General features: G+C 37.9%; 28 protein-coding genes. 8 read left to right on the forward strand and 20 right to left on the reverse strand.

Annotated elements, in window-relative coordinates; translation table 11 throughout:
* Positions 1 to 142 precede the first annotated feature (142 nt).
* Both JOC86_RS18075 and JOC86_RS25350 read left to right on the forward strand, forming a co-directional pair.
* A complete protein-coding gene (locus tag JOC86_RS18075; protein ID WP_205174348.1) occupies positions 143 to 1,306 on the forward strand; it encodes a DUF2515 family protein in 1,164 nt (387 codons plus the stop codon).
* Complete coding sequence (locus JOC86_RS25350; RefSeq protein WP_419096122.1) at positions 1,230 to 1,688, forward strand: CBO0543 family protein; 459 nt, start codon at positions 1,230 to 1,232, stop codon at positions 1,686 to 1,688. The genes JOC86_RS18075 and JOC86_RS25350 overlap by 77 nt, the downstream gene beginning before the upstream one ends.
* Before the next feature lie 123 nt (positions 1,689 to 1,811).
* On the opposite strand, the gene JOC86_RS18080 is transcribed toward JOC86_RS25350, so the two are convergent.
* The gene (locus JOC86_RS18080) at positions 1,812 to 2,357 is read right to left on the reverse strand and encodes a dihydrofolate reductase family protein (RefSeq protein WP_205174349.1); all 546 of its coding nucleotides are present in this window, start codon (positions 2,355 to 2,357) and stop codon (positions 1,812 to 1,814) included.
* Between the two features lie 441 nt (positions 2,358 to 2,798).
* Here JOC86_RS18080 and JOC86_RS18085 point away from each other — a divergent pair, with 441 nt between their 5' ends.
* The gene (locus JOC86_RS18085; RefSeq protein ID WP_205174350.1) at positions 2,799 to 3,311 is read left to right on the forward strand and encodes a GNAT family N-acetyltransferase; all 513 of its coding nucleotides are present in this window, start codon (positions 2,799 to 2,801) and stop codon (positions 3,309 to 3,311) included.
* Between the two features lie 82 nt (positions 3,312 to 3,393).
* Here JOC86_RS18085 and JOC86_RS18090 read toward each other — a convergent pair whose 3' ends face one another.
* The 7 genes from JOC86_RS18090 to JOC86_RS18120 form a co-directional block, all read right to left on the reverse strand.
* Positions 3,394 to 4,026 (reverse strand): lysoplasmalogenase, encoded by a 633-nt coding sequence (locus tag JOC86_RS18090; protein ID WP_205174351.1) that lies wholly within the window; start codon positions 4,024 to 4,026, stop codon positions 3,394 to 3,396.
* A gap of 60 nt (positions 4,027 to 4,086) precedes the next feature.
* Positions 4,087 to 4,560 carry a GNAT family N-acetyltransferase gene (locus JOC86_RS18095; RefSeq protein ID WP_205174352.1) on the reverse strand — a complete coding sequence of 158 codons (474 nt, stop codon included), beginning with the start codon at positions 4,558 to 4,560 and terminating at the stop codon, positions 4,087 to 4,089.
* A 286-nt stretch (positions 4,561 to 4,846) separates the two neighbouring features.
* Positions 4,847 to 5,401 carry a 2'-5' RNA ligase family protein gene (locus JOC86_RS18100; RefSeq protein WP_205174353.1) on the reverse strand — a complete coding sequence of 185 codons (555 nt, stop codon included), beginning with the start codon at positions 5,399 to 5,401 and terminating at the stop codon, positions 4,847 to 4,849.
* A gap of 447 nt (positions 5,402 to 5,848) precedes the next feature.
* Positions 5,849 to 6,373 carry an SRPBCC family protein gene (locus tag JOC86_RS18105; protein ID WP_205174707.1) on the reverse strand — a complete coding sequence of 175 codons (525 nt, stop codon included), beginning with the start codon at positions 6,371 to 6,373 and terminating at the stop codon, positions 5,849 to 5,851.
* Positions 6,374 to 6,472: 99 nt separating this feature from the next.
* Positions 6,473 to 6,802: an ArsR/SmtB family transcription factor gene (locus JOC86_RS18110; protein ID WP_205174354.1), complete on the reverse strand. Its 330-nt coding sequence runs from the start codon at positions 6,800 to 6,802 to the stop codon at positions 6,473 to 6,475.
* Between the two features lie 238 nt (positions 6,803 to 7,040).
* A complete protein-coding gene (locus JOC86_RS18115; RefSeq protein WP_205174355.1) occupies positions 7,041 to 8,018 on the reverse strand; it encodes a M28 family peptidase in 978 nt (325 codons plus the stop codon).
* 238 nt (positions 8,019 to 8,256) lie between these two features.
* On the reverse strand, positions 8,257 to 9,375 hold the full coding sequence (locus tag JOC86_RS18120; RefSeq protein ID WP_205174356.1) for a CdaR family transcriptional regulator: 1,119 nt from the start codon (positions 9,373 to 9,375) through the stop codon (positions 8,257 to 8,259).
* A 171-nt stretch (positions 9,376 to 9,546) separates the two neighbouring features.
* Here JOC86_RS18120 and glcD point away from each other — a divergent pair, with 171 nt between their 5' ends.
* Positions 9,547 to 10,959, forward strand: a complete 1,413-nt coding sequence (gene glcD / locus JOC86_RS18125; RefSeq protein WP_205174357.1) for a glycolate oxidase subunit GlcD — start codon at positions 9,547 to 9,549, stop codon at positions 10,957 to 10,959.
* A complete protein-coding gene (locus tag JOC86_RS18130; protein WP_205174358.1) occupies positions 10,956 to 12,293 on the forward strand; it encodes a (Fe-S)-binding protein in 1,338 nt (445 codons plus the stop codon). The genes glcD and JOC86_RS18130 overlap by 4 nt, the downstream gene beginning before the upstream one ends.
* Positions 12,294 to 12,631: 338 nt before the next feature.
* Here the strand turns inward: JOC86_RS18130 and JOC86_RS18135 are convergent, their stop codons facing one another.
* From JOC86_RS18135 to JOC86_RS18175, 9 genes are all read right to left on the reverse strand, one after another.
* Positions 12,632 to 13,978 (reverse strand): TRAP transporter large permease, encoded by a 1,347-nt coding sequence (locus JOC86_RS18135; protein ID WP_205174359.1) that lies wholly within the window; start codon positions 13,976 to 13,978, stop codon positions 12,632 to 12,634.
* Positions 13,975 to 14,460 (reverse strand): TRAP transporter small permease, encoded by a 486-nt coding sequence (locus JOC86_RS18140; RefSeq protein WP_205174360.1) that lies wholly within the window; start codon positions 14,458 to 14,460, stop codon positions 13,975 to 13,977. The genes JOC86_RS18135 and JOC86_RS18140 overlap by 4 nt, the downstream gene beginning before the upstream one ends.
* Positions 14,461 to 14,477: 17 nt before the next feature.
* Positions 14,478 to 15,494, reverse strand: coding sequence for a DctP family TRAP transporter solute-binding subunit (locus tag JOC86_RS18145; RefSeq protein WP_205174361.1), 1,017 nt, complete (start codon positions 15,492 to 15,494; stop codon positions 14,478 to 14,480).
* A 126-nt stretch (positions 15,495 to 15,620) separates the two neighbouring features.
* A complete protein-coding gene (locus tag JOC86_RS18150) occupies positions 15,621 to 15,932 on the reverse strand; it encodes an OB-fold domain-containing protein (RefSeq protein ID WP_205174362.1) in 312 nt (103 codons plus the stop codon).
* A 2-nt stretch (positions 15,933 to 15,934) separates the two neighbouring features.
* On the reverse strand, positions 15,935 to 17,071 hold the full coding sequence (locus tag JOC86_RS18155) for a thiolase domain-containing protein (RefSeq protein WP_205174363.1): 1,137 nt from the start codon (positions 17,069 to 17,071) through the stop codon (positions 15,935 to 15,937).
* Positions 17,068 to 18,549 (reverse strand): class I adenylate-forming enzyme family protein, encoded by a 1,482-nt coding sequence (locus JOC86_RS18160; RefSeq protein WP_205174364.1) that lies wholly within the window; start codon positions 18,547 to 18,549, stop codon positions 17,068 to 17,070. The genes JOC86_RS18155 and JOC86_RS18160 overlap by 4 nt, the downstream gene beginning before the upstream one ends.
* Positions 18,533 to 19,060: a PPC domain-containing DNA-binding protein gene (locus JOC86_RS18165; protein WP_205174365.1), complete on the reverse strand. Its 528-nt coding sequence runs from the start codon at positions 19,058 to 19,060 to the stop codon at positions 18,533 to 18,535. The genes JOC86_RS18160 and JOC86_RS18165 overlap by 17 nt, the downstream gene beginning before the upstream one ends.
* Positions 19,053 to 19,838, reverse strand: a complete 786-nt coding sequence (locus tag JOC86_RS18170; RefSeq protein WP_205174366.1) for an SDR family NAD(P)-dependent oxidoreductase — start codon at positions 19,836 to 19,838, stop codon at positions 19,053 to 19,055. The genes JOC86_RS18165 and JOC86_RS18170 overlap by 8 nt, the downstream gene beginning before the upstream one ends.
* Positions 19,839 to 20,171: 333 nt before the next feature.
* Positions 20,172 to 20,930 (reverse strand): 3-oxoacyl-ACP reductase FabG, encoded by a 759-nt coding sequence (locus JOC86_RS18175; RefSeq protein WP_205174367.1) that lies wholly within the window; start codon positions 20,928 to 20,930, stop codon positions 20,172 to 20,174.
* Between the two features lie 192 nt (positions 20,931 to 21,122).
* On the opposite strand from JOC86_RS18175, the gene JOC86_RS18180 reads away from it, so the two are divergent.
* The 3 genes from JOC86_RS18180 to JOC86_RS18190 all read left to right on the forward strand — a co-directional run bounded on the left by JOC86_RS18180 (position 21,123) and on the right by JOC86_RS18190 (position 23,804).
* Complete coding sequence (locus JOC86_RS18180) at positions 21,123 to 22,538, forward strand: sigma 54-interacting transcriptional regulator (protein WP_205174368.1); 1,416 nt, start codon at positions 21,123 to 21,125, stop codon at positions 22,536 to 22,538.
* Between the two features lie 46 nt (positions 22,539 to 22,584).
* Positions 22,585 to 23,223, forward strand: a complete 639-nt coding sequence (locus JOC86_RS18185; RefSeq protein WP_205174369.1) for a CPBP family intramembrane glutamic endopeptidase — start codon at positions 22,585 to 22,587, stop codon at positions 23,221 to 23,223.
* A gap of 77 nt (positions 23,224 to 23,300) precedes the next feature.
* Positions 23,301 to 23,804 carry a hypothetical protein gene (locus tag JOC86_RS18190; protein ID WP_205174370.1) on the forward strand — a complete coding sequence of 168 codons (504 nt, stop codon included), beginning with the start codon at positions 23,301 to 23,303 and terminating at the stop codon, positions 23,802 to 23,804.
* 154 nt (positions 23,805 to 23,958) lie between these two features.
* Here JOC86_RS18190 and JOC86_RS18195 read toward each other — a convergent pair whose 3' ends face one another.
* The 3 genes from JOC86_RS18195 to JOC86_RS18205 are packed head-to-tail and all read right to left on the reverse strand — an operon-like array spanning position 23,959 to position 26,527.
* Positions 23,959 to 24,906, reverse strand: coding sequence for a metal ABC transporter substrate-binding protein (locus JOC86_RS18195; RefSeq protein WP_205174371.1), 948 nt, complete (start codon positions 24,904 to 24,906; stop codon positions 23,959 to 23,961).
* A gap of 17 nt (positions 24,907 to 24,923) precedes the next feature.
* Positions 24,924 to 25,781 carry a metal ABC transporter permease gene (locus JOC86_RS18200; RefSeq protein ID WP_205174372.1) on the reverse strand — a complete coding sequence of 286 codons (858 nt, stop codon included), beginning with the start codon at positions 25,779 to 25,781 and terminating at the stop codon, positions 24,924 to 24,926.
* Positions 25,778 to 26,527 carry a metal ABC transporter ATP-binding protein gene (locus JOC86_RS18205; RefSeq protein ID WP_205174373.1) on the reverse strand — a complete coding sequence of 250 codons (750 nt, stop codon included), beginning with the start codon at positions 26,525 to 26,527 and terminating at the stop codon, positions 25,778 to 25,780. The genes JOC86_RS18200 and JOC86_RS18205 overlap by 4 nt, the downstream gene beginning before the upstream one ends.
* Positions 26,528 to 26,832 lie beyond the last annotated feature (305 nt).

The raw sequence follows: 26,832 nt of genomic DNA on the forward strand, positions 1-26,832 counted from the left end.
TAATCTACTTAATAAGATAGTCATATAACAACTTACAGAAAACGAATGATATGGCTGGTGTTTTAGAAAACTGATTACCCTCTCTTAGCAAAAACAGTTTTTTTCCTATTGTAAGAGCATCTGTAAGACGGGAGGGAAATGGATGGCTATCAGGAGTTTCCCAACAAAGAGCAAAATGAAGACATCTCTTCTTGAAATAAAAGAAGAATTAAAGAAAAAAAGCAAACATAAAACGGATTCACTTGTAAAATTGAAACTGACAAAGGATGAAAGAAAACTAATTGATGAAATTAAAGAAAAGACGAGACAGTTGAATGTAAATAATGTTACCAGGACACAGGCTTATTTTGATTTTTATCGACAGCATCCTGAAATCCACTGGGCTTTATTAGGTCATATGGTCTCACGAAATGGCGGCTGGCATATGACAGATTTAAAAGGAGACCTTCTTACAAGATTGATGTCTGAAAAAGAACAGAAAAACTTCTTTTCATTTTTAGAACGTGGGAACTGGTTAATCTTTCAAGACGTTTTCCCACAATTTTTACTATATAAGCAGAGCTTAAAACTTAAGAAAAATCTTTTTTATCTTCTTCCCCACTTAAACGTTTCACGGTTCATGGAAACGATATGGAATAACTTTTGGAAAAATGGAGACTGCTCAATATTAGCTGTCGCAACCATTATTAATGAACAGAGTTATTTAGAAAAAAGAGTGATTCAAAACCATTATTTCAAAAAAACGGTCTTAAATACAATTGGTTTTAAACTGTATGATTTCCTGCGCTTTAATCAAATTATTTTTCCATTTTATAAGAACCAAAACACTGAAAAACCTCATTTAATCGGAGAAACCTTGCAACACTTTGAGTCCCTTCATGAACGAATCATGTTAGGAAAGAGATTATATTCATTACTTTTTCAGCAAAAATCCATTTTCCAAGGTGTGTTGAATTGGGCTACTAACCATTCCCATACAGGTTCTAGAAATGATTATTGGGATCACTTGTTTCACACTATTAACGAATCATTACCAGGCACCATATACCGCAAAAGAACAAAAAAGTGCCAGCTAAAAAAAGGAGCAAAGCGTATATATAGTCCTCCATTGCAATTCTCTTGGAAAAATGTTGATCATCAAGAAGCTGAAAACGGGGACTGGTTTGAAGATTGGAGAATTGCTGATTATTTAATCGAAGAGGAAAAAGAAGTAGGTGGAAAAATTTATGATGATTACTGTAAAACGATTGAGAAAATCGAACTTGCCATCGTCACAAAAAAAGCAATCTTTCACAGACGGGAGTAAAGATCTTTATGCTTATGGAATCATCGCTCTTTTTTCATCATTAGTGGGGACTTATTTAGATTTGATTTTTGTAGGAAAGGGCATGTATCACTTTCCCGTGAGGCTTTTCCCTGAAATTTTTCCGATTAATATTTTGTTTACGTTACTCATCCTCCCTCTCTTCACCGTCTTCTTTTTATTTGTTGCGAAAAGAATTCAGCCAGTTTCACGTTTTATCATGATCCTTATGATTAGTTTTATCATAGTTTTGATCGAACAAATTACCGAGCAATTTGGGTGGTTTATCCATCATAAGGAATGGAAGCATTCTTATTCTTTTTGGGGGTATATGTTTTTTTTATTTGGTGTTTGGAAGATTTATTTTTTCCTTTCGAGAAAGTAAAACGAGAATTTTTTGATTCTTAATCTCCTATAACGAGGCTGTCCTAAAAGTGAACAGGAACCATATGTTGACCATAGATGAAGATACTCCTCTAGTCATTGAATTAAGGACAGCCCTACATTTTTATTCATAATATAAAATTTTATAGGTTGGCACTATAACCCCATTCTCGTATTTTTTTAAACTTCTTAATTCCAAATGGATTTGCTTTTTACTGGATCCAAAAAGTGGAATTCCATCACCTATCAAAACAGGATTGACTTTTAAAATTAAGGTATCAATCAATTGATGATCCAAAAGCGAACCAGCCAGTTGTCCACCGCCACAAAGCCAGATTTTTTGGTCTGTATTCTGTTTAAGCTTCTTGATAAACTCGGCAGCATCCGTCTTTACTAATTCCACTTCATCATTAGACTCAAAATCCATTGTTTTGGAGAAAATATAGTGTTTTAGCCCTTTATATCCCGGTTCGCCTGGCTTTAAACCGTATTGAAATCCCCACTCATACGTCTTACCTCCCATTAAAACGGCATCATATTGCTGAATCGCCGAAATAAAGTCTGAAGCATGATCACCTTCATAAAAGAAAATCGATTGGTCTGCAACGCCACTTGGATCAGCAATAAAATGATCAACAGTTGTAGCTACATGGTATATTAACTCAGTCATTTAAGGTTCGCTCCTTTACATTATAATAGGTTAAGGAATTAATTTGATTTTTTAAAAGATTACTATTCTAATAACCCCAAAACAAAAACCTCCTTATCCACTTTTCAGATAGGAGGCTGGGCAGAAATCATTACAAAAGGGCACAATATAACCCTTTTGGCGTTAAATTAGTATTCATTCAAAAAGCCCATACTAATCCTATCAAGAAAAATGTTAGTGTATAAACTACAAACAAATTTTCTATAAAGAATGGATTAGTTGATCATCGGCTTTTGTCACCCTTTTCATTTTATTGGTTAATACTACGATATATTGTAATATTATTCAATGAATTATATTCTATTCTCCATTAATATATAACAATGAATTCCGATAAAGCTCTACTAAATCAAGTAACTAGTTAATTAGAAAAGTATAAACTTTTAAATGAGGTGATTAAAAATGAAGGTAATGGAAACTGATCGATTGATCATTCGTTGGTTATCAATTGATGATGCTTCGTTTATTCTCCGGCTTTTAAATGATCCTTCATGGTTACGTTTCATAGGTGACAAAGGTGTAGGAACCTTAGAAGACGCTAGAAACTATATTTTAACAGGACCAATGGATATGTATTCCCGACTAGGCTTTGGTCTTTATTTGACCGAGCTCAAGGAGGAAAAAATGCCGATTGGAATTTGCGGATTAATTAAAAGAGATTCTTTGGAAGATGTCGATATCGGCTTTGCTTTTCTATCAAAATTTCAATCTAAAGGCTATGCCTATGAGGCCGCTGTTGCTACTTTGGGATATGGAATCAATCAGCTTGGCCTTAAACGAATTGTGGCGATCACATCTAAGGACAATCATGATTCATCCAGGCTTCTAGAAAAGATCGGGATGGCATATGACCGAAACATAATACTGCCGGGTGAAACAGAAGAGCTTAAATTGTTTACATCTAAATCTAAATAGAGCTAAGGACAGGAAATAAGAATATTTAAATTGATAAAGCTTCTAATAGAGAATTGGGCTTTCATAAGTAAATAAATCCTAACTATATCACAAGTATACTGTATGCAAATAAGTATTGTGCACTGAAATAAGTCACCATTACGATGGGATGACCTAAGCGAAAAGGCCGAACAAAACGATCCCAAGCGAGGACAGCATCAGAGATGTAAAATAACAGTGCAGCTGAGAAGACTATGCCCTGACCGATGCCTACTGCTTCCCATAACATCAATGAAATGACGGCAATGTAAAGGACTACAGGTAGTAGCATGGTTTTTCCACTTTGTTTAATAATGCCTGGCTTTAAAATAAAAAAATACAAGACTGCTAGAATAAGCAATATGGTTGTCGAGACAATAGAAGGACTACCACCTGTTTCTGTAAGAATGGCCGCGATATAACAGATGTGAGCTATAAAAAAAGAGATCAGTCCTTGTAAAAAGCGGTCGCTCGGCAACATCAGAAATACATCACCACAAACAGAGAAACATAAACCAATTACAATCCAAACACCATAGCTTGATGTAAAGCCATCAGTTAAAAGAGCAAACCAAATAATCAGCGCCATAGTTAAAGGCTTAAGAATATACATCGAATACGTGGATCTCATTTTTAGAGCGTATAAGTACCCTAAACCAGAGCATAAAATTAGAATGGAAAGCCATATAAAACCCATAGAAATTCCCTCTTTCTAAAAAATAGCACTTGTACCTATTGAAACGAGCGATTTCATCCATTATTTATGTTTACATTCATACTCCATTTTCAAAAATTCAAAACGGCTTCCATTTGTATCTTGCATGAAAATCTCAACCGGTTTAAACCCTGCTTTCTCATACACTTTTATTGCTCTTTGATTAAAAGTTGCAACAGAAAGTGTCATTTTTTGTGGGTTAAATTTTGACACAGCATATTTCAACCCTGCTTTTAGAAAGTTAAAACCATAGCCTCTCCCTGTCCATTCAGGTTTAATTCCTAAACCAATATCAACGGAATGATCCTTGTCTTCATTAAAGCTAAAGAATCCAATGATTTGATTTTCTTTCTTTACAACATAATAAGCATGCCCGCGTCCCTTTGGGTCTAAAAATTCTGCTAAATCTTCTGGGTCAGCTTCGAAATCATAAAAAGAATATTCTCCATCGTAGTGCCAATGATAAGCAATATCTTCGGCTTGCGTTTGTGACATTTTAATAAATTCGTAACTCATATAGATCTCCCTTTTAATTTTTATCTTTATTGTGATTTCTCCTAATAACTTCTTTTATAAATAGGATTATAAATACAAAATATGAACAAACAAAAATCATACTTAGCCAGGATAAATGTAATAAAAAGTTATTGATCTGGTCCGAAACTAGTATAAAAAAGAATGCATTTACTAAAATCTTTTGATATTTGCTTTGATTGCTAGCATCTTCAAATAATAAGCCCAATGTTTCACCTCGTTTAAAAGTCTATTTCTATTTCAATTCTTAGAAATTCAGAAGAGAATACTATTCTATTAATAATCGCTTAGAAAATATGATCGGAGCATTGATACATTTGTTATTTTCATCAACTAATTCTATCAAAGCAACCTCTATTATTTTTCCGTAGATTACGTCGCTTCTTTTTAAACAAAAATGGAATGCCTCTGATAGCTTTTCAGGAGATAATCTATTGGCTAAAGTACAATGCGGAATCCATTTCCCGGGTAAATATAACGAATTAGCCTTGCCATTAAACTCGTTAAAATGTTCATGGTGATATGTATGAAATTCAATCAATTCTGATGTTACAGTTGGAGAATAGAATAGAGTACCATAATTTAAAAACGAACCAATTGTATTGAAGGTGATATCAATACTCATTTTATGATCATAAAACGAATCCATTCTTTTGGTATATTCACTTATGTCTAAATTGGAGTAATTCCCTAATGTAATATGTGGTCTTCCATCTTTCACTTCTTCTGTATAGGAGGAAATTGAATTTTCGCATAATTCTCCCCATATCCCTTTAATGATTTTTTCAGTGTTCTCATCGAACAGAGCTATAACCCAATACACGCTTTAACCACCTTTCATTTTACTCAAATACAATTATTTCAAATTAAGGTGAAATACTCAATCTTTTTCCAATTATATGATTATTATCATGGCAACATTGAGCTCTTTTCTTACCACCATTTCGGCTTATACGTGTTTCATGTCATCAAAGTACTCTATTAAATACATCATTTCAGCTTCCGCGTATTTTCATGGCAACAAAATCCTCTTATAAAGACGTCATTCGAACTTTCACACTATTTCACAGCTTCAACCGACATCACTGAGCACTCCTCTATCCTTAACTCACAAAAATTTATCATGAATCATTCATACAGCCATCTGTATTTCCCAGTACACCTGTTTAGGAAACCTAAAAATGCACAGGACCTTGTAGTTTCCTGTGCATTTTTACAATGAAAAGCCATAAATTAAGTTTATTTTTCTATTCTATTAACAGCAACCACTTTACTGAATTTCTTTCAAATAGTCGTCTAGGCAGCTGTATTGTGAGGCAGTACCTTCGACTACACCCATTTCCATGATTTGCTGAAGGGTCTCAACGGATGCAAATTGAGTACGCGTAATAAGCTTTGTCTTACCTTCGTGTTTTTCGAATTCCATCGTAATCAACATCTTCGGCATGTCACCGACAGCATTCCCTTCCTCATCGGCAAATGAATCCGTGTAGACAATTTTCTCTGGTACCACGATTTCATGATAAACGGCTTTCCCCCAAGATTCTTGACCATAAAAATCTCCTTGGTTCTTATCTGTGCACCGCATACAATAATGCCATACACCGTTAGGCTTAAACTCAAACTGGCGATTTTCGGTTTGCCACCCGCTAGGTCCCCACCAGTTCGCCAAATGTTCCGGTTCTGAATAAGCCTTGAATACCAGATCCCGCGGTGCGTCGAAAATCCTTTCGATGATCAGAACTCGCCCATCAACTTTCGTTTTCAGATTGTTGCTTACTTTGTTTTCGGACATTTCATTTCCCCCTAAATAAAATTTGAATTGCATGATTAAAATGAAACCATCCTCCTGAATAATTTGGAATTGCCGTGTTTACTTACTGCAGCCAATTCCTCAATCGCCTTGTTTCTTTTCCTTTCCTTGTAGTTCCAGTAGGTAATCGTCCAATCGATTGAATCTTTCATCCCATATATTGCGGAAGGTTTCCAGCCAGGCGTCTAGCTTTTTAAGTGGCTGGGGCCGCAGCTTGTAGATTCTTCGGTTGGCAATTGGGTGTACTTCGACAAGTTCAGCATCACTAAGTACGCGGAGATGCTTGGAAACTTGAGGCTGGCGAAGCCGAAGTTGATCGGCGATTTCTCCCACTGTAAGGGGTCCATCACGCAAGAGTTCAATAATGTGTAAGCGGTTAGGTTCGGCAAGAGCACTCAAAATTTTCTCCATACACTGAATATACTCTAAAAGGAATATTCTTGTCAACGAATATATTAATATTTTTTTGAAAATTCAACTAAAAATATCAGTTTTACGTTTCTACAGTCAAAAACAAATTCTACTTACAAACCTAAAAATCTATTCTTATATAACCTTCTTTTCACTTAATCGCTCTTATTAAATAATGTCAATAATCGTAAAAAACAGGGCCGACGTAAAAGTCAGCCCTGTTTTTACGATTATTGTATTAAAGCTCAGGCTCTTCATAATAGTAATCGACAGGTACAGGCGCGACTGCTGATCTTTCAAGGGCTGGAGTATCCTTTCTTGCCACCTGAAAAACACCTGCACCAACAATATCTGCAACATCCTTTAGTTTTTCTTTACTAATATGCTCGATTGTATCTTCATCTGTATGGTACCAAGGCTCAAGTGGAGTATGAATGAACAAGGCCGCTGGAATGCCTAAGTTATGAAATGGCACGTGGTCACTACGGCCAAGCTCACTGTAAGGTACAAGCTCACTCACTCTAGAACCGGCTGCCGCTCCAAGATCCGTTACCGTGTTCTTCTCTCCGTTTGCCGTAAACATCACGAGATCCCCTGCATCCGCACTTCCTACCATGTCCATTTGGAACATCGCGACAGTGCTGGCTGCTTCTTCCTGACTCATAGCTTCTGCATATTTCCTGGAGCCCCAAAGTCCATATTCTTCTGCACCGAATGCAACGAACTTAATCGTTGTATCTGTAGGGGTGTTTGCAAAGACTCTTGCTAATTCTAAAAGAGCACCAGTACCTGATGCATCATCATTGGCACCTTTCCCCCATGGCACAGAGTCATGATGTGAGCCGATAATGATTTGTTGACCTGTATCATGGTTTGTCATCGGTTCCTTGACAGCTTCAACATTATAAGCAGTGATTTCCTCTCCCCTTCTCGTGAAGGTAAATTCTTGTATATTCACTTCCTCATAACCAAAGCTCTCAAACTGGTCTACAAGGTAGTCAACCGTTTTCTGTTCCCCTTCAGTACCTGCACCACGGGGACCAATTACCTCTGATAACTGGTAGACATGATTATAAATATTATCTACCTTTATCCGCTTAACGATTTTGTTGTCGAATGCTTGTTCCGACTGATTATTTGCCGGAGCTGCATAGACAGAAGATGACATCATCATTAAGATCACCGCAAAAAAACCAAACAATTTTAAACGCTTCATGGCCTCCACATCCTTTCTGTTTGGTTATTATTCAATTTATAAATTATGAAAACCTTCAAATTATAGAAAAATAGGAAAATAGTTGAATTTTATGGATGAGTTTTATAAGAAAATATAACTTTAGTAATAATTGACTCTACTAACTTCTTCATACGAAATACTTTTTTAATGAGGTAGGTTCACACTATTAAAGTTATCGTTCCTGGTAACTAAATTTTTGGCCAACCAAATTTATTTTCTATAAACGATCCATTAATTTCAGCGCTAAATAAAATAGTGCAATCCCTTCCGTTTTCTTTGGATCGATTTCCGTTAACTCCTTCATTTGCTTTAATCGGTAATGTAGAGTGTTGATGTGGATGTGCATTTCTGCGGCTGTCCCTTTCACTGATTGATTATTTGCCAAGTATATTTTCAATGTATCCATTAATTCTTGATTATTTTTCACTTTTCCAATTGTTTTCTCCAAGTACTCTTTTCTTAATTCTATTGGTACTTCTTCTATCATAATGTCCAGTAGTAATTCCTCGTAAAATACGATCGATTCACTTTTTCCAGCCACTTTCATTGCCTTTTGTGCTTCCTTGTAAGATTGAGCAATTAAATAAGTTCCGACAGTCTTCCCTACGCCAATCGATAGGGAAGTATGATACTTCATTTCTACATACTTTTTTACTTCGCCTAACTGTGAACGAAAATACCCATCAGAATAGTGACGATCTACACTTTTAAGGAGTAAAAAACGCCCTGGCCCAAAGCGAACCACATCATCCATTTGAAAATAATTTTGAAACCATTCGAAGATTTCCCTCTCGATAAACTGTCCATCTTCATTTTTTTGTTTCATGTTCTTTAATTGGATAAAGCAGCATAAATGAGGTTCTTGCATTTGTATTCCTAGCATTAGCCCACGATCGATAAATTGTTGATCTACTGATTTTACATTTACCCATTCATAAAAATAGGACTCTAATCCTCGTGTTTTTGATTCAACCTGCTCGGCATGAACAGTTTCTTGAATAATCAATTCTGTCAGCCTGCGGATTAAGTCAGCGTAATGCTCCACTTCAACTGGATTACCAGTAATCCCTATAACCCCTATAATTCGTCCATCAATTAGGATTGGTAGATTGATCCCCATCCTTACACCTTCAAGTTGTTTTTCCAAAAATTCATCAATATATAGTTTTTTCTTTGTATGTAAAACCAATTGAGCACCCTTATGCAAGGTTCCTACCCTGTTTTGTTGGGTAGAGGCAATGATCAACCCTTTCGTATCAACAACGATGATATCTTCTTTTATTACCATTTGAACCTCATTAACAATTTTTCCAGCAAGCTTAGGAAACAATAACATTTCTCTCATCCTTTGGTCTTTTGTATATAAACCTAAAAAATTTCAGGATTTACCGAATCATATTTGTATTTTCATCTATATTATTACCCTTATTTATCCTTTATCATAAAATTAACAATAAAACAATAGCTTTCGTTAATGAGTCGAATTTTTTTATAAGGGTGATAAAAGATGATTCCAGCAAACCTAAAAAATGCGTTCCTTCAAATTGTCGGTAGTGAAAATTATGATGATTCTACTACTGGACGGCTTGTTTATTCCTATGATGCAACACCACAATTTCAATCGATGCCAGATGCCGTGATTGCTCCTCGGAACAAAAGTGAAGTAGTCGATATTGTGAAAATTTGTAATGAATATAAAATACCGATTGTTCCCAGAGGTTCAGGTACAAACCTCTGTGCAGGCACATGCCCGACGGAGGGTGGCATTGTTTTACTCTTTAAACATATGAATCAAATTTTACAAGTGGATGAAGAAAACCTAACCGTTACGGTTCAGCCAGGTGTGATCACCCTCGATATGATTCAAACTGTAGAAGCAAAAGGACTGTTTTATCCTCCTGATCCAAGCTCTATGAAAATATCAACGATTGGCGGCAACATTAATGAGAACTCAGGGGGTCTTCGCGGGTTAAAATATGGCGTCACACGTGACTATGTAATCGCACTTGAAGCCGTTCTCCCAAACGGTGATATCATTCGCACAGGAGGAAAACTTGCAAAAGATGTTGCAGGCTATGATTTAACTCGTTTGCTTGTTGGATCTGAAGGTACTCTAGGGATTATAACGGAAGCAACACTGAAATTAATTCCTATGCCAGAGACAAAGAAAACGATATTAGCCCTTTATCAAGATATTGAAGCGGCCGCACGATCCGTTTCTAAAATTATTGCCAACAAAATAATCCCGACTACTTTAGAATTTTTAGATCAACCAACACTTCAGGTAGTGGAAGACTTTGCTAAAATAGGTCTCCCGACAAATGTTCAGGCCGTCCTTTTAATCGAGCAAGATGGACCCGAAGAAGTCGTCGATAGAGACATAAAAAAAATTGCTGAGGTTTGTACAAATGAAAAGGCTATTTCTGTACAAGTAGCACAGTCGGAAGAACATGCTATTGCTCTAATGACAGCTAGGCGGTCAGCGTTGTCGGCACTTGCACGTCTTAAACCGACAACGATTTTGGAAGATGCCACTGTTCCTCGTTCAGAAATTGCCAACATGGTCAATGCTATTAACCAAATTGCTGAAAAGTATGAGGTGAAAATTTGTACGTTTGGTCATGCAGGGGACGGTAACCTCCATCCAACCTGCTTAACGGATTCACGTAACCATGACGAAATCGAGCGTGTTGAAAAAGCATTGGAGGAAATCTTCCAAAAGGCAATAGAGCTTGGTGGAACGATAACAGGGGAACATGGCGTCGGTGTCATGAAAGCCCCTTACCTAGAATGGAAGCTTGGTGAGACAGGAATTGCGGCAATGAAAGCCATCAAAGATTCCTTTGATCCCAATAACATCATGAACCCTGGGAAAGTGTTTGCAAAAGACTCAAAAAAACGGGTGGTGGTAGCAAAATGACAACCGTAAAAGAACGGGAACAAATTCAACAGCAATTTAAAGAAAGAATGGACGAAGATGAACTATTAAACTGTATGCGCTGTGGTTTTTGCTTACCCACTTGCCCGACATATATTGAATCAGGTTTTCAAGAATCACACTCACCAAGGGGACGGATTGCCGTCATGAAAGCTGTTGTAGATGGGGTCATTGAGCCAGATGAAGACGTCGAACGCTCCCTAAACATGTGCCTAGGCTGCAGAGCTTGTGAGCCTGTATGTCCATCCGGAGTAAACTATGGCCATTTACTTGAAGAAGCACGTGATATTATTAATCAAAATAAAAAACACTCTTTACCTGTAAAAGCGCTTCGCAAAACAGTATTTGAAGGACTATTCCCCCATCAAAACCGTATGCGTACATTAACAGGATTAATGGGTTTCTACCAACGTTCGGGATTACAAAGTGTCGTACGTTCTACTGGAATGATGAAGTTATTCCCAGACAGCTTGTCTTCAATGGAGAAAATACTTCCTGATATACCGACGATGAAAGAGATGAAAAACCGTCCAACTTATCTCCCTGCTCAAGAAACGGTCAAGAAACGAGTTGCCTTTTTCTCCGGTTGTTTAATGGACACAATGTTTATGAAAACCAATGATTCCACAATGAAACTATTACAGCTTGCAGGCTGTGAAATCGTGATTCCACCAGATCAAGCATGCTGTGGAGCCTTGCATGGTCACAGTGGGGAAAAAAGCAAGGCAAAAGAGCTGGCGAAGCGTAATATTTCAGCATTTGAAGAGCTTCAGGTTGACTACATTATTACCAATGCCGGCGGTTGTGGCGCATTCTTAATTGACTATGATCATCTGCTAAAGGATGAGACTGAATGGGCAGAGAGAGCTAAACAGTTTTCAGCAAAGCTAAAAGATATTACTAGTATTCTAGTCGATCTCCAATTTCATATAAAAAAATTAAGTTTGCCTGCGCAGATCATCACTTATCAGGATTCATGCCATTTACGAAACGTAATGAAGACGTCAACTGAACCACGTACGCTGCTAAAGTCTATAAATAATATTGAATATCGCGAAATGAAAAATGCAGATCAGTGTTGCGGGTCAGCAGGAATATATAATATCGTCGAATCTGAAATGTCGATGCAAATCTTAGACACCAAAATGAAATCAACAAAAGCCACGGAAGCGAAGACAATTGTTACCGCAAATCCTGGCTGCTTGCTTCAAATGAAGCTCGGTATCGAACGAGAAGGATTAACAGGCAAAGTCCGCGCGGTTCATATTGCCGATCTGCTTATTGAAGCCGTACAATATTCTGATACCTCTAGTTAGGTTTGCAAGATTGGTTGCAGCGCTAGAACAAAAAAGTTGTAGCTCTTTGTCATATATTGTCGACAAATCGATGAACACTCTAGAGTTGAGAACAAAACTAGTGAAGTTGAGTGCAAACTCCCTGAAGATGAGAATAAATAAGCAAAAGTTGAGAATACTCGATACAGAGAACTAAATTCCATTCAAATCTAATATTAATCTCCAAAAATTAGAATGGGACTGTCCCGAAACAAAGGTGTCAGGAACCAGAACTCTAATATATAGAAAAAGCCTTCTATATATAGACGAACATGGTGGTTCAGACCCCTTCTGTTGGGACAGCCCTATTCTCTATAAAACTATTTCACACCTAACAAATCAGGTAAAAACGTTGATATCGCCGGTATATAAGTAATGAGAAGTAATACAATAATAGCCGAAATCAGAAATGGCATAATCGCTTTTGATAGTCTATGAAGTTTCACCTCTCCTATCCCACAAGCCACGTAAAGGTTGATTCCTACTGGAGGGGTAAACAATCCGATGGCCAAATTCACCGTCATAAAAATTCCGAATACGGTTGGGTCAATATTGAAATGAATGATAATAGGAATTAAAATTGGAACAAAAATATAAAAAGCAGAAATCGCATCAATAAATGCACCAGCAATTAATAGAATGATATTTAAGAGCAGTAAAATGATAATCGGGTTGGAACTGATCGACAATAATGAATTGGCCATCGATTCCGCAATTTGCTCTGTTGTAATAATATAAGCGAACAAAGATGCTGATCCAACAATGAACATAATCACTGCTGTTTGAGTTCCAGATTCATAAAGAATTTTATAGATATTCGATACCTTTAAGTCCCTATAGATAAAGATCCCTACAAAAAACCCATAAAATACTGCGACTACGGCTGCCTCTGTCGGAGTAAAAATACCTCCATAGATTCCACCTAGGATAATAACTGGCATCAATAGACCCCAAACGGCCTCTCGAAATGCTTGGAGAACCTCTTTAGCTGTTGCCTTTTTTTCAGTCACTAATGTAGTTGCTGCAATTTCTCCATAAGCACTGGAAGAAGATTGCTTCAACATATCTTTTTTCTTAGCGTAAATAGCGGCAACGATCAATCCAATACCAATAAGAAGCCCCGGTACAACTCCAGCAAGAAACAGCCTACCAATTGACACATTTAATTGATCGCCGGCGACAATGGCAAAGACGATCATCGCAATACTTGGTGGTATTACGATGCCAATTGCTCCTGAACTGGCTAACAATGCGCTAGCTGATTCTTTTCTCATGCCATTTTTAACAAGCGCTGGGATTAGAATACCCCCGATCGCCGCGACCGTGGCTGGGCCAGATCCTGAAATGGCAGCGAAAAATATCGCTGTTATAACGGTGACTAGAATAATACCACTTTTAAAATGACCGACACAGACATGGGCAAAATGAATGAGCCTTTTGGATATTCCTGCATACTCCATAATGACACCTGCAAGAATAAAGAAGGGAATTGCCAATAAGGTAAATTTCGAAATACTTGCGTATAAGATATCGGGTAATAAAGTGAAACTCGAGGTTCCCCAATTAACAAAGAGAACGGTAATAGAAGATGCAGCTAGTGCAATCGCAATCGGAATTCTTAGTAATACGAATAGAGCAAAAAGGCCGAATAATAGTATGCCGATCATAGTTTAATCCCCTCTCCTTTATTTAATTCTTTCCACTCTATTACACCTGCTTCAATGGTGCGGTATAAGCAAAAGAGACTACCCATCGGAATAAACATTGAAAATACCCATTGCTGCCAGCCAAGAGAAGGTGTGATCAGATTTCGTTCCATTTGAAACTGCATCATCTCATACCCATAGTAAGTCAGTAAGAAAAACACTGTAGAGATGAGTAATGTGGAGAATACAATAAGGATTCTTTTTGAGATCACATTTGCTTTTTCAAATAGTAATGAGAAGCCGAGATGTGCATTCATTCTCACACCCACTGCCGCACCAAGAAAAGTCAGCAAGACAAATAGATTAATAGTGATCTCTTCAGTAAATGATAGAGAGTAATGAAAGAAGTATCTCGATATCACATTTGTAAAAGCAATGACGGCCATTGTTAGCATCGTAATGGCAAGGACAAAATTTTCGATATAGCTAATCACTTTCGACATAATCATCATCTCCACTATTATCGATTTTCTTTTCGAAAAGTTTCCAGTAATTCCGATCCCCATACCGATTCATATTTATCATAAATTTTTTCTGATGCTTTTCTAAAGGCTTCGATTTCGGCATCAGTCGGATAGTAAATTTCCATGCCAGCTGCTTCTAATTCTTCAATTTGCTTTTTTTCTTTCTCTCTAGCTAATTTAATTTGATATTTGTTCGCATTTTTTGCCGCCGTTTTAATGATTTTTTGATCATCCGGATGCATGCTGTCGAATTTTTCTTTATTCATACCAAATATCAAAGGGTCATAGGAGTAGTTCCACATACTGATATATTTTTGAACCTCCTCTAATTTGGCGGATTTAATGACATCCACTGGGTTTTCCTGTCCATCAATCGTTCCTTGTTGAAGGGCTGTAAACACTTCAGAGAAATCCATTGTCGTTGGATCAGCACCCAGCTCTCTCCATAAATCCACATACATTTCGATTCCTGGAATCCGAATTTTCATATTCTCAATATCTTCAGGACTCTTAATCGGCCTAACATTATTTGTGACCTGTCTAAAGCCACTTTCTCCAAAACCTAAAGGTTCAACTCCATTTTCTAAGAGAATTTCTTTAAGGGCTTTCCCCCCTTCCCCCTTCATCATTTCATCTGCCTCTTCCAGGTTTTTAAACAAAAATGGTGCCGTGACTACCCCAAGACGTTTTTCAAAAACGGAGTAAATAATGGGGGAATGATAACTTAAATCAATCGATCCCTTTAATAGCATCTCAACCCCTTTAGCTGGTGCACCAGCAGACAACTGCTCATTTGCATATACTTTCACTTTTATCCGGCCATCCGTTTTTTCTTTTACCTCTTTAGCAAAATGCGCTGCTGCCTTATACCATGTTGACGATTCACTCACGGTAATCGACATTTTTAAGTTATATTCCTTTTTTTCCTTCGCTGCCCCGCTGCTTACATTTCCGCAGCCAGACAGTACAATGATTAAGATAACGCTTACAAAAGTAATGAATAAATTCCTCATACGATTTCCCTCCTTACTAAGGTAACAGTGTATCTTTTACAGGATTTTTGGATCAGGAGTCACAATACAGACTCCTGATGATACTAAGACAAGAATTAATCCAATAGGATCATATGGATAACTTCCTTACCTTTTAAAAAACCAGTAGACAGAATCCTCTATACTTTCTAATTCAACCTTTTGATCAATAGAAGGTTCACCATCGACCATTCGAGCTGTAATTCTAGGGCCATGCTCTAGATCAACTAAAATAATATGATAGGGTACCTGTGAAGCAAATTTTTCAGGTGCACTATAGATCGTCGTATAGGAGTAAATCGTTCCTTTTCCGCTCATGGTCTTTTGGACAAGTTCTTCATTAAAACAATGAGGGCACGCATACTTTGGTGGCACAAAAGCGGTTTGACACTTCTCACAGGATAATAATGTAATATCCACGGTTATACTCCACTCCCTTCAAAAATATGTACAGTCGAAAATGCTCCTGTCCCCCCTAAGTTTTGCGCAAGTCCAATTTTTGCCCCCTCGACTTGATTGACAGCATGTCCACGAAGCTGACTGATAATCTGAACAATTTGCGAGATGCCAGTTGCCCCGATTGGGTGCCCTCGTGACAGCAATCCACCGCTAGTATTAATCGGAACTTTTCCACCATGCTTGGTAAGACCTTGATCTAATGCGTGCCACCCCATTCCCTTTTCAAATAGACCTAAGTCTTCAATGGCAATAATCTCTGTCATCGCAAAACAATCATGAAGTTCTACAACATCTATATCATCCGGCCCAAGACCTGATTGTTCATACGCTTGTCGGCCTGATTCTTGTATAGCTTCTATCCTTAATAAATCAGGAATATCCTGCATAAGTGGAGGTCCTGATGCTTGACCAGAAGCAAGAACTTTAATCCCTTTCTCTCCTGCTGTGATAATGACTGCCGCTGCTCCATCTGTTATCGGAGAGCAGTGGAATAATCCTAGAGGAGCGGTAATAGAGCGTGCATTCAAAATTTCTTCTATACTGGTTTCTTTTCTAAACTGTGCTTTTGGATTATTCATCGCATATTCCCGATTTTTAAGTGCGACCATTGCCAAATGCTCTTCACTTGCACCGTATTCATACATATATCGATTAGCAACAACTCCGAAAAATCCCGGGAAAGTAAGTCCTGAAATTCCTTCGTTTGAATCATTATCCATCGCTGAGTTGATCGCTTGAGTGACAAGATTGGTAGGGGCATGGGTCATTTTTTCTACACCGACGACTAATACCGTGTCGTGAATTCCAGCAGCAACCATATGATAGGCCTGACGAAAGGCTATACCTCCAGAAGCGCATGCTCCTTCGGTTTTGGTTGCTGGAATAGCGCCGAGACCCAATTCTCTTGCCAGGATCGAACCTATAATTTCTTGACCAGCGAGCTGTCCGCCTAGAAAGTTTCCTACATAAATCGCGTCTACCTTTGGATTGCTTGCATCATTTAAAGCTGCTCGACATGCTGAAACTGCAAGAGATTTCAGCGAAGCTTCATGTTTACCAAATTTGGTCATCCCAATTCCTGTGACAGAGACCTTCCTCATACTGTACTCCCCCAATATGACTCACGAATTTCTTTTCGCAAGATTTTTCCATAGGTGCTCTTAGGCAGACTATCGACAATATAAATGTTCTTAGGCTTTTTAAAACTGGCTAAATGTTCTTTACACAATTCAATCAGTTCCAAGTCGGTTGCTTGTTGATTCTCTCGAAGAACAACATGGGCACAGATGGCTTCTCCCCATTTTTCATCAGGTATACCAAATACACATGTTTCTTTCACCGCAGGATGGAGATTTAGTATCTCTTCTACTTCACGTGGATACGTATTGGCTCCACCACTAATAATGACATCTTTCTTCCGATCCACGATATGAAGATAGCCGTCTTCATCCACCCAACCGAGATCACCAGTATATAACCACCCATTCTTTAATGTCTCAGCTGTTGCCACTTCATTATTCCAATAGCCCTTCATAACTAGAGAACCGCGGCAAATAATTTCGCCAATTTCTCCAACTGATACTTCAACTCCCGCATCATCTACAATTCTCATCTCCACAAAGGGTCCTGGAGCTCCTGCCGAAGTTAGTCTTTTTCCAAGCTCAAGTCTCGGCATAGCGGTAATCGTCATCGGTGCCTCGATTTGCCCATAGGTCTCTACAATTTTAGGTCCAAGAATGTCCATTGCCATTTTTATTTTTTCAGCAGCCATTGGTGCTCCTGCCATATTGATCGTTCTTAAAGAGCTAAGGTCACGAGTTGCTAAACTTTCTTCATGGATCATTAGATTTACCATAGTCGGAACGAGAAAAAACGTTGAGATTCGTTCTTTTTCAATCGATTCAAGAAAATATTCAGGCTCGAATTTATTAAAAATAACTTGTTTAAGACCTAAAAACAATGCACAATGAGCAAGAAAATTTGAACCATGTGTAAGCGGAGCAGCGTGTCCAATCACATCATCTTGTGTCATATCACAGGTGGTAATTAGAGCAAATGAACTAGACATAAAATTTCGATGTGTCAACATGGCTCCTTTCGGTCTTCCTGTTGTTCCTGAAGTATACATAATGGCATATACATCATCTTCATGAACGCCTTCATTTGGTCGAATATTCTGAAATTCAAAGATCCACCTTTCATACTCACTTCCAACAACTACAATGGGAATCTGATAATCAATCGGTTCTATTAAATACTTTTCTCCAATCAGTAGACTTGCTCCTGAATCTTGCAGTGCATACTTATGTTCTTTAGGATGAAGTCGATAATTCAATGGAACCTTTATAAGTCCTGTCAACGCTATCGCAACATCTAATTCAATATGCTCCATTCGGTTCGACATCAGAATGGCAACACGATCCCCCTTTTTTAAACCACGTGAAATCAATGCATTGGCCAACCGTAATGAACGTTCTTTTAGCTGTGAAAATGTATAACCCTTTGTCCCATCCCATAAAGCTTGTTCATTCAACTTTCGATTAAATGTTTTCAGATAAACGTTACCTAATGTCTCCAAGCTCTGACTCTCCTTTTTGAAAAGTAATGGTTTGAAAACCTAGTTGCGGTTTAAATGTACGAACGGCTTCGATGCCTTTCCCCACTTGAATAGAGAATTCTACTGTAATGAGTGTAGGATTTTTGCCAGGAAAAATATGTCCTCCAAAAAGCTTGCCGTGCTGATTACCAAACAAAGCATGTAAATGGAAATCAGTCTGTCCGTGCTTATTTTCACATAAGAAACCCGATCCTTTTATTAACTCAATCGGTCCCTCTTCAAAAAGCAATTCACTATATGATAGCTTTCCACTTTCGTCATTTTGAAGGTACACAAAGGCAGCCTGAGACAAAGATCCGATGCAAGTGACGACACCAGAATGAACGTCATATTTCTCATACTCCTGGATAATACCCTCCATAAGGTCAGATCCCTTCGTTAGTGACCCGAAGATCAATCCATTCTCTTCATCATAAACAGAGTGGTTATGGATGTTTTCTACCATCGCTGTTTGCCCTCCTTGTTTATCCAATTGCCAGTCCCCCACAAACTTTAATGACTTGACCCGTCACATAATTTGAAGCGGGAGAAGCAAGATAAACAACCGCTTCTGCAATATCTTCAGCCGTTCCCATTCGTTTAATCGGTTGATTGTCTAAAGGATAGTTTAAACTTTTCGTCATCTCCGACTCTACTGCTCCAGGAGCCACACTATTACAGGTAATTCCGTGTTTTCCTACTTCTTTCGCGACCCATTTACTAAATGCAATGACGGCACCTTTTGAAGCAGCATAGGCTGGGCCAGAACGACCTGAGTCAAGTCCGGCATGATTGGAGGTTGGCCCACCCATAATGCCTGAAATAGAACTAACGTTTACTACTTTTCCGTAGCCTTGATTGATCATATGAGGATGAATGGCAAGTTGCGTGAATAGAAATGTCCCGCCTAAATTAGTATCCAAATCTCTGGACCAAGCTTCATCTGTCATGCTATCTAACCCTATGCGACCACAAGTACCAGCATTGTTGACAACTATATCAATTCTCCCCCACCTGTTAACGCTTCCATTAATAACCTGTTGAACCTCTTCTCTCTTTCGAATATCGATCTGGTAAGAGTCTGTTTCACAATTTGGAAAGTCTTTTTTAATTTGATTTATTATTTCATTCGCAGGTAATAAATCAACAATCACCACATTTGCTCCATTACGAGCAAGAGCATATGCACACTCTGCCCCAATTCCACGAGCTGCCCCAGTAACAATGGCAACCTGTCCTGTCAAATTATGATTTTCATTCAATCCTACCATAAAAGTTCACCTACCCTTTTAAAATTAACGAAATTTTTAGATTTTTTTATCCTCTCAAAATATTCCTAACATTAAACTCCAATACCTTCATTCCTAGAGTCGAAGAAACTCTAGGTTTTCTTGGAATGACTCCTCCTTTTATCCAATACAATGCAATTTCTGTGCCAATGAAAAAATGAATTTTAGAAGCTAAAGAATTTCACTATTATTGAAAAATCATTTGGATTTCGGTTCAATCGGATACTCTCGATTGATTAGATATACTGCATAAATGTACTATTTCATCAATTTTGTTACAGTAAAATTGATATTGTGAATAGATGACTTTCTAGTTTAATCCATTAGCAACCCGCCATTAACATCAATTTCTTCACCAGTTATATAGCCCGCTTCATTCGATGCTAGAAAGGCAACCGTTGCTGCAACTTCTTGTGGTTGACCAGCTCTTTTTAATGGGATAAGCTTCGTTTTTTCTTGTCGTAGTATCGGATCCATTTCGACAGTTATATCGGTATCAATAAGACCAGGCGCTACAGAATTTACCGTTATCCCATACTCCGCTACTTCTCTTGCCACTGCTTTTGAAAAGCCTAATATTCCGGCTTTAGTCGCGGCATAATGAGAGGTTCCAAATACTCCTCCACCTTGTTTTCCAGCTAGAGAAGAAATGTTTATAATTCTTCCAAAACTCTGTTCAATCATGGATGGCAGAACAGCTTGAGTACAATGAAAAACTCCTCTCATATTAATAGCAAATAACAAATCCCATTCCTCTTCAGTTATCTCTAATATTTTTGTCGGTCTTGCAATCCCTGCATTATTAATGAGAATATCTATTTTCCCAAAGTCTTGTCTCACTGATTCCATCAGATGATCAATACTTAATCGAGATGTTACATCGACTTCTTTCCCAACTGCTTTGTAACCATTCTTCTTTAATTTATCCGCTACTTTATTTGCTCCTTTTACGTTTAGATCAGCTATTATAACCGTTGCTCCTTTTTTCGCCAATTCGGAGGCTATAGCCTTTCCAATTCCTCTTTCGGATCCGGCACCAGTTACAATCGCCACACTATTCTTCAAATGGATCACTCCCTTTACACAAGCGTTTCTAAATAGATTGCAAGTTTCATGCCAAAGATAAATAGGTACTGTGTGTTCTTGTTTTACAAAATGAATAATTAAAAAATTCAGAATAAGGCACTTATATTAGCACTACCGCTATGGTAAAATCGCCATATATATAGCATTTTCGCCCTATCAGAAAGGAGTCGACAAGTCATAGTGAGAACAGATCAGATTAAACTGTTTCAAGGAACCAACGATTCAGAGTTGCTAATTCGTAAGCTCATAGGTAGTTCGTATGACGGAATCACCATTACCGACCCAGACGGCAGAACCATTTGGTACAATGATTCTTTTTTAAGAATGTCAGGATTATTGCCTGAACAGCTAGATAATTTTACGGTACATGAACTTATCGAGAATGGCGGACTTGAAAATTCCGCATCAGCCGAATCGATCGCAAGAAGAGAGACTGTTACAATGGCCGTTACATACCCAACAGGGATAGAAGCCTTAATATCCGCAACCCCCGTATTTGATAATGATGGCCAGCTGATTTATACGATCGGAAATGTCAGAGATTTGACAGAACTTAATAAACTGAAACAACAGTTGGATGAAACATTTGCACTCACCAAGAGCTACAGAAAAACTTTACAAGAGGTACAGCTAAAAAGTGTTGATGGCAACCAAATCATCTATCGAAGTTCCTCGATGGAAAAAATCGTATCTTTAGCCCATAAGTTTTCTGTAGTCGATACTCCCATTCTAATTACAGGAGAGTCTGGAGTAGGGAAAGATGTATTGGCAAATTACATTCACTTCATTAGCGATCGAAAAGGTCAAGGCCCGGTTGTCAAAATCAATTGTGGTGCGATTCCTGAACATTTACTAGAGTCGGAGTTATTTGGCTATGAAGCCGGATCTTTTACTGGTGCGGGACGGCAAGGAAAAGTCGGGCTATTTGAAGTCGCCCATAACGGAACGATATTTTTAGATGAAGTGGGGGAAATGCCTCTTTCCCTTCAGGTAAAACTGTTAGGGGTATTACAAGATATGAAGATTCAGAGAGTGGGAGGCACGAAACAAATCCCGATAGACGTTCGAATTATAGCTGCCACGAATGCAAATTTAGAAAAAATGATCAAAGAAAAGAATTTTCGGGAAGACCTTTATTTTAGGTTAAATGTTCTATCGATCAACATCCCTCCACTTCGGGAAAGGCCAGAAGATGTATTTGTCCTGTTAGTCCATTTTCTTGATCTATTCAATGAAAAACACCATATGAAAAGGTCCTTCTCTCCTTCTGCCATAGACCAATTACTGTCCTATCATTGGCCGGGAAATATTCGCGAATTAAAAAATTTAGTAGAACGGCTAATGATTATGTCTGATGAAGATGTCATTGACGACTCCTTGGTTCCAACAAAAATACGAAATACGGAAACGGAAGTCTATGACAAAGAAGATTCTACTCCAATTTATGACAAGACATTAAAAGATCTTATTAGCGATTATGAAAAAAAGATTCTTGACGATTATTTAAAAAAATACAGACCTATGAAACGGTGTGCAGAAATCTTAGGGATTGATTTAACTACTTTAGCTAGAAAGAAAAAGCGTCATAAACTTTGATCATCTTTCATTGTGAAAATAACTAAAAAATGATCGGAGGGCAGTTATGAAATATTTCCTCTACTTAATGGGACCAACAATTATGATCTTAATAGGTTTACAAGGCATAAAGAACATCCCGATTACTTTTTTATTATTTTATAGTTGGTTACTTGCTGTACCGTTGTTTAAAAAAGAAATATACTTAATCGGATTTACACGGAACAACCTATGGAAATCTATTGGATTGGGGTTATCTAGTGGTCTCCTATTTTACTTGTTTATTTTTGGTGGTTTATTTTGGTTACACCAGTATTTCATTGACCTTGAGCATCTTCAAGTCTTACTAGAGAATTGGGGATTCTTTGGAAAAGGGATTATTGGATTAACCTTTATTCTGATTGTCATCAACCCAATCCTTGAAGAAGTCTATTGGAGAGGATTTATGCATCAAAGATTAAAAAAAGAAATGAAAACCATTCATGCGATTTGGATCACTTCCTTTTTTTATACGCTTTATCATTTCCTTTCTGTCATACCAATGTTTCAGTGGCCATTGAATGTTATAGCTGTACTTCCTGTATTTGCCGCCGGAATATTTTGGGGTTACCTTCGAGAAAAAACGGGTTCTATTTATGGAACGATTGTCAGTCATATGTTAGGTGATTTTGGGATTTTGTGTGTTTATTGGTTTATTGTAAAATAATATTTAAGTAGTTAAAAAGAGTTAAACACTTTAATTGAATGAAGTATTCATAGAGAACAATTCTGGAGGTGTTTATTTTGAAATCGAGTAATGAAAAAATGAATGATGAGTTTAGTCAAATCTTACAAGAACCTGATATAGAACATTTTCTTCTCGAGTTTCAAAATTACCTTACAAACAGGAATAATGATAACGAAAGACCAAAGAATAAGAAATACAGCTTGCCATTTTATAGAGATTTACGTTATCTAGATGTGGAAATAGGAAAATTATATTCAGAAGAGAAAAGGCTTTTAAAGGTGAAAGTTGATTCCATCATTACTTATCATGAAGAAATAATCCGGAATCACTTCCCATCCCCCTTAACGATAAGTGTTTTTACCGCTGTGATTTCGTTTATCCTTGGAGTAATGATAAAGGACTTCACATCTTATCCCGACTGGGCGATCATTCCGGTCGTCATTTGCTTGGTATTGATTATTCCGGCGATTTCATGGTTTAATATAGATCAATCAGGAAAAGATGCAGAATTGAAAGAGATTTTATCAAATATTAAGGGAGTACTAGAGATTCAAGAGTAGTGGGTTAAAGAAATATCATTTCGTTAAAATGAAAACTGCCTCCAAAATCTCGGAAGCAGTTTTATTTATATATAACGTTCGACACTACTACTTCAATGAATTTCCCACCGCAAAGTACTCAAAGCTACATCTAAGACTCCTGTGCAATGGGGAATCATTTACTATGCTTATTAATTTGTTCCGCGATTGTTTTGATATTCCACTTCATCATACCGATATAAGTATCACCATCTTCACCTGGTTTACCCAGTGAATCGGTGAAAACTTTACCACCAATCGGTACACCGGTCTCGCGGGATACCGTTTCCATACTACGAGGGTCGATACTTGTTTCCACGAAGAGTACGTTAATATCTTTTTTATTAATTAAATCGATAACCTGCCTAATTTGATCGGGTGATCCTTGGTTTTCTGCATTGATCTCCCAGATGTATCCTGCTTTAATATTATAGGCATCGCTAAAATATTTGAAGGCTCCTTCACTTGTAATTAAATAACGCTCATTCTCAGGGATTTTCGCAAACCCTTTTTTCGCTTTTTCGTGCAAGGCACTCAATTCTTTAATATAGTCTTCTGCATTTTTTTCGTAAACTTTTTTGTTATCTGGGTCGACCTTAATTAAAGCGTCTCGGGCATTTTTGGCATATTGAATGCCGTTCTCAATATTTAGCCATGCATGCGGATCCTCTTGACCTTCTTTCCCTTTAGTCGTTAAATATTTCGGTTCCACTCCTTCACTTAACCGAAAGACAGGAGCATCTTCATCGGATTTCCCGGTTGTGCCTAGAAGTTTTTCAAACCAACTGTTTCCTGCTTCCAAGTTCAAACCATTATAAAATACAACGTCTGCATCAGCGGTCTTTTTTACATCCTCTGGTAATGGATCGAATTCATGAGGGTTTGCCCCAAATGGGACCATACTGTGTACTTCGACCTGATCTCCCCCAATATTCTTTACGATGTCATAGAGAATAGAGTAGGTTGTAACGACTTGAACCTTATCCGAACGGTCACCGTCGCCTGAACTTTTCTCTCCATTACAAGCAACAAGCAATAAAGCCACCGACAACCCAACTAGTAATAAATAAATTTTTTTTAACATGTTTCTCTCCCTCTTTTCTAACCTGTAATGGTCGCATTTCTTTTTGATTTGATAAGCTTCCTAACAAAACCGTGCTTAGGTGAAAATAAGAACACAGCGATGAACATCAATGTTGAAACAAGTACGATTGTTGCACCGGAAGACAAATTATACGTAAAGCTGAAGTACAAGCCGATGATCGCAGCAACAGCACCGAAGCTCGCGGCTAGATAAATCATCACAGAAAGCCGGTCTGTCAGTAAGTAAGCTGTTGCAGCTGGGGTAATTAGCATCGCGACAACGAGAACGATTCCAACGGTTTGCAGCGAGGCAACCGTCACCATCGTAAGCATCGTCATCAACAAATAATGAATCACCTTAGTGGATAACCCATATGCATCAGCCATTGTCGGATCGAATGATGTCACCAATAATTCCTTATAAAACAAGTAAACGGATGAGATCACGAGAACGCCGATTCCAAGTGTTACCCACATATCAGAAGGTCTTACTGCAAGAACATTACCGAATAAGATATGGTATAGGTCGGTGCTGCTTTTCATAAATGTAATCAAGATAATCCCTACAGCAAAGGCAGAGGTGAACATGATTCCGATAGAGGTGTCATTTTTCAACCTGCTATTTTGGCTGACGAATCCTATGGCAATTGCCGTTAGGACCCCTGAAGCGACGGCACCAATAAAGAAGTTAATCCCAAACATGTAGGAAATCGCAACACCTGGCAGGACTGCGTGTGAGATCGCATCCCCCATTAACGCCATTCCCCTTAAAATAATAAAGCACCCGATGACACCACAAATAATTCCAACCATAACAGACGTGATCAACGCTTTTTGAAGAAAATCATATTGAATAATGGCTTCGATAAAGTTCATCGTGAACTCACCTCTCGTTCATTCATAAACGCAAGTGGGTTTCCATACGCTTTTTGAATTAGGTTGGAGCTTAATACTTCAGAGACTCTTCCTTTTGCAATCAGTTCTTTGTTTAATAAGACCAATTCATCGAAGTAAACGTTCGCCTTGCTTAAATCATGATGAACGACGAGTGTGGTTTTCCCTTCTAATTGCAGTTCTTTTAAAATTTGAATGATCGTTTCTTCACTTCGAATATCCACACCTACAAATGGTTCATCCAAAAAGAACACGTCTGCTCTCTGTGCAAGAGCACGTGCAAGGAACACCCGTTGCTGCTGACCACCAGATAGTTCTCCAATTTGACGCTTACTGAAATCTTCCATGCCTACCCGCTTTAAACATTCAAAAGCCCAATCACGCTCTTTCTTCTTCGGTTTTTGAAATAAACGCAGATTAGGGTATGTTCCAATTAGTACCGCATCAAGGACGTGAATGGGAAAATTCCAATCAATATCATTGCGTTGTGGGACATATGCAACCCGCTTTCGAATTTTTTTTACCGCTTCTCCTAAGATTCTCACGTTTCCTTGATCAGATGGAATAAGCCCAATCATCGCTTTAATTAGGGTCGATTTCCCCGCCCCATTTGGACCGATAATCCCTGCCAAACTACCTTGATCAAGATCAAATGAAATTTTCTTTAACGCTTGATTTCCAAGGTATGATACGTGTAATTCATTCACGGATAGTACTGTATTTGTCATAAAGACACTCCTCTCTTATGGATTGGACAAAAAACATTAACTGAATAAACAAAAGTTTCCCTTGCGCAACTTTTAGGTAAAAAAGAAAATGACTGATTTAGTAATAGTCATAATTTATGCCTCTTTATAAAAAAGTTTCCTATGCACAAAATTTAAATCAAATTTTCATCTTTGTCAATAAGAACTTTCTAAATATTAAACTTTATTCTGAAACCTTGATATCTCTTCTACATACCGAATACCTTCCATCCCATTCCCGATAGACACGAATGACCTCCATTCAAAATTAATATAGTTCTAAATTT

The organism is Rossellomorea pakistanensis, from assembly GCF_016908495.1.
Lineage (GTDB): Bacteria > Bacillota > Bacilli > Bacillales > Bacillaceae_B > Rossellomorea > Rossellomorea pakistanensis.

Bases quoted from the DNA above. Each gene is read 5' to 3' on its own strand.
- JOC86_RS18145 (WP_205174361.1), bottom strand. From the start codon at position 15,494: ATGAGGAATTTATTCATTACTTTTGTAAGCGTTATCTTAATCATTGTA.
- glcD (WP_205174357.1), top strand. From the start codon at position 9,547: ATGATTCCAGCAAACCTAAAAAATGCGTTCCTTCAAATTGTCGGTAGT.
- JOC86_RS18185 (WP_205174369.1), top strand. From the start codon at position 22,585: ATGAAATATTTCCTCTACTTAATGGGACCAACAATTATGATCTTAATA.
- JOC86_RS18095 (WP_205174352.1), bottom strand. From the start codon at position 4,560: ATGAGTTACGAATTTATTAAAATGTCACAAACGCAAGCCGAAGATATT.
- JOC86_RS18090 (WP_205174351.1), bottom strand. From the start codon at position 4,026: ATGGGTTTTATATGGCTTTCCATTCTAATTTTATGCTCTGGTTTAGGG.
- JOC86_RS18155 (WP_205174363.1), bottom strand. From the start codon at position 17,071: ATGAGGAAGGTCTCTGTCACAGGAATTGGGATGACCAAATTTGGTAAA.
- JOC86_RS18140 (WP_205174360.1), bottom strand. From the start codon at position 14,460: ATGTCGAAAGTGATTAGCTATATCGAAAATTTTGTCCTTGCCATTACG.
- JOC86_RS18195 (WP_205174371.1), bottom strand. From the start codon at position 24,906: ATGTTAAAAAAAATTTATTTATTACTAGTTGGGTTGTCGGTGGCTTTA.
- JOC86_RS18115 (WP_205174355.1), bottom strand. From the start codon at position 8,018: ATGAAGCGTTTAAAATTGTTTGGTTTTTTTGCGGTGATCTTAATGATG.
- JOC86_RS18135 (WP_205174359.1), bottom strand. From the start codon at position 13,978: ATGATCGGCATACTATTATTCGGCCTTTTTGCTCTATTCGTATTACTA.
- JOC86_RS25350 (WP_419096122.1), top strand. From the start codon at position 1,230: ATGATTACTGTAAAACGATTGAGAAAATCGAACTTGCCATCGTCACAA.
- JOC86_RS18170 (WP_205174366.1), bottom strand. From the start codon at position 19,838: ATGGTAGGATTGAATGAAAATCATAATTTGACAGGACAGGTTGCCATT.
- JOC86_RS18075 (WP_205174348.1), top strand. From the start codon at position 143: ATGGCTATCAGGAGTTTCCCAACAAAGAGCAAAATGAAGACATCTCTT.
- JOC86_RS18085 (WP_205174350.1), top strand. From the start codon at position 2,799: ATGAAGGTAATGGAAACTGATCGATTGATCATTCGTTGGTTATCAATT.
- JOC86_RS18120 (WP_205174356.1), bottom strand. From the start codon at position 9,375: ATGTTATTGTTTCCTAAGCTTGCTGGAAAAATTGTTAATGAGGTTCAA.
- JOC86_RS18130 (WP_205174358.1), top strand. From the start codon at position 10,956: ATGACAACCGTAAAAGAACGGGAACAAATTCAACAGCAATTTAAAGAA.
- JOC86_RS18200 (WP_205174372.1), bottom strand. From the start codon at position 25,781: ATGAACTTTATCGAAGCCATTATTCAATATGATTTTCTTCAAAAAGCG.
- JOC86_RS18105 (WP_205174707.1), bottom strand. From the start codon at position 6,373: ATGTCCGAAAACAAAGTAAGCAACAATCTGAAAACGAAAGTTGATGGG.
- JOC86_RS18205 (WP_205174373.1), bottom strand. From the start codon at position 26,527: ATGACAAATACAGTACTATCCGTGAATGAATTACACGTATCATACCTT.
- JOC86_RS18080 (WP_205174349.1), bottom strand. From the start codon at position 2,357: ATGACTGAGTTAATATACCATGTAGCTACAACTGTTGATCATTTTATT.
- JOC86_RS18110 (WP_205174354.1), bottom strand. From the start codon at position 6,802: ATGGAGAAAATTTTGAGTGCTCTTGCCGAACCTAACCGCTTACACATT.